The sequence below is a fragment of the Bacillus sp. CCNWLW194 genome (genome assembly GCF_037120585.1).
GTDB classification, from domain to species: domain Bacteria; phylum Bacillota; class Bacilli; order Bacillales; family Bacillaceae_G; genus Bacillus_A; species Bacillus_A basilensis.
Map to the genome: position 1 here is coordinate 1 of NZ_JBBBBL010000050.1, position 2149 is coordinate 2149.

Sequence of the window (2149 nt, forward strand, 5' to 3'; positions counted from 1 at the left end):
TATAAAAGATAATAAAAAACTATATGGAAAGACCGCATTTTGTATAAAAATATACCTTAAGTTGATGGATGTGTGGTGCTACCCCATTTGAACCACATGCAGCCAATCCCACAAGTAAGGCGCTACAAGTTAATGCTGTAAGTAATTTACTTTTCATATATCTTTCCTCCGCACATCCAATTTGTAAGATTTCTCAACCAAGCATAACAAATCCAGTGATAACTATTTTGTCGAATAAAAATAATAAAGAGAGATTCCGCTTATGTGAAGATCACTTATCTAGTATTGAGCATTTAATAATTATGATAAGTACAAACATATTCAGGAGGTGTGTGCATGAATGAAAAAAGTGAGTTTTTGAGTGGTGCAGCATTTGATCCTAATTTGTTGGGTCCTACATTGCCACCAATTCCAGCGTTTACTTTACCCACAGGACCTACTGGTCCGACTGGGATTACAGGAGTAACAGGCCCGACAGGAGCAACAGGTCCAACTGGCCCAACGGGAATTGGAAGTACAGGAGTAACAGGCCCGACGGGAGCAACAGGTCCAACTGGCCCAACGGGAATTGGAAGTACAGGAGTAACAGGCCCGACAGGAACAACAGGTCCGACTGGCCCAACGGGAATAACGGGTTCAACAGGAGCTACAGGTATAACCGGTCCAACTGGATTAAACGTAATTGAATCTGCATTTAGAGCGTTTAAACAAGGCCCTTTAGAGGCACAAACATATACCGCAGGGGATGAGCTAGTTCTTACATTTAATAATGAACAATTTGATTTTGGAAATGAATTTGACGGTGTTTCAACATTCCAACCAAATCAAGACGGAGTATATTCATTAGCAGCAGGTTTAAGATTTAGCCCTAGTAATCCATTAATTACCTATGGGTTTTCAGTCAATATTCTTCTCAACAATGTTGAAGTTATAGTGTCAACTAATGAAGGGAATTTTTTTGCTGATGCACTTGCAAATGTTTCTGCTATATTTGGATTAAAAGTAGGAGACAGTGTGCAAGTTATATTTCGCGCTACTACAGATGGATTTATTGTGGGCGATCAATTTAATGCAACATTTTTTACAGCAGCAAGATTTCCTTTTATAAGCCCTATACTTTAGATTTTAATGTCATATTATTACTCTGTATAAAAGGAGAGCCTTGGCCCTCTGCTAATGTCATAATTGTTTCGGAAACGCATTTATTTAATATGATAAGAACTTTTTGGAGGTGAAGTATGTCAGAAGAAAATGAGTTTAACTCACATGAGATTCTAAACGGAGCGGCATTCGATCCGAACTTGATTGGGCCCACATTACCATCTATTCCACCATTTACATTGCCAACAGGAGCAACAGGTCCGACTGGCCCAACGGGAATTGGAAGTACTGGAGCAACAGGACCAACAGGAGTAACTGGAATCACAGGATCAACCGGAATTACCGGTCCAACAGGTCCAACAGGAGTAACAGGCCCGACGGGAGCAACAGGTCCAACAGGAGCTCTTCTATTTTTTACACCACTTGCAAGAATACCAGATCCTATAGATCTTCCACCCAATACAGATAATGTTCAAATTATGGAGGTCTTTGCCAATGTACAAGGAGAAAACGATTTCGTCCATTTAAACGCAACAATAGGTACAGAAATTAATATTGACACAGAAAGTAATGATAGTGCTATTTTCATTGTGGATAAAATAACGTATCAGTTATTCCGTGAGGATGTGTTATTGGCAGAGTCGGTTGTATCTGCAGACTATAAGGTAAATCTAGTAAATCCACTATATACTTTTAACTCTACATTTACATGGGTAGATTTACCAACTGACCCAATATTCCCAACAGATCCAATACGTTATCACATTGTAGCTAATATAGGGAATTTTAATGAGGTAGTAAGTGCTCAAGTTAGAAATCGCGGATTTACTGCTGTGGTACACCCTATCGATCCTGTCTAATGATGTTTTGAAAAGAGTATATTTTTATATTTTCTTCATCATTGTTTTAATCATGTAAAAGAGAGTCGTAAGGCTCTCTCTTAGCTAATTCTTAACTATTAATAGGGGTACCACCACACATCCATCAACTTAAGGATTTAGACTATTTTTGAAGTTAAAAGCACGTTACTATTTTCTTATGTTAATGA

The 2149-nt window shown here is 38.4% G+C and carries 2 protein-coding genes; both read left to right on the forward strand.

What is annotated here, in order from left to right; all coding sequences use genetic code 11:
* Positions 1-336: 336 nt before the first annotated feature.
* A complete protein-coding gene (locus tag V7S50_RS33920; RefSeq protein ID WP_336376860.1) occupies positions 337-1122 on the forward strand; it encodes an exosporium leader peptide-containing protein in 786 nt (261 codons plus the stop codon).
* Between the two features lie 116 nt (positions 1123-1238).
* Positions 1239-1961, forward strand: coding sequence for an exosporium leader peptide-containing protein (locus tag V7S50_RS33925; protein ID WP_336376861.1), 723 nt, complete (start codon positions 1239-1241; stop codon positions 1959-1961).
* The last annotated feature ends 188 nt before the right edge of the window (positions 1962-2149 follow it).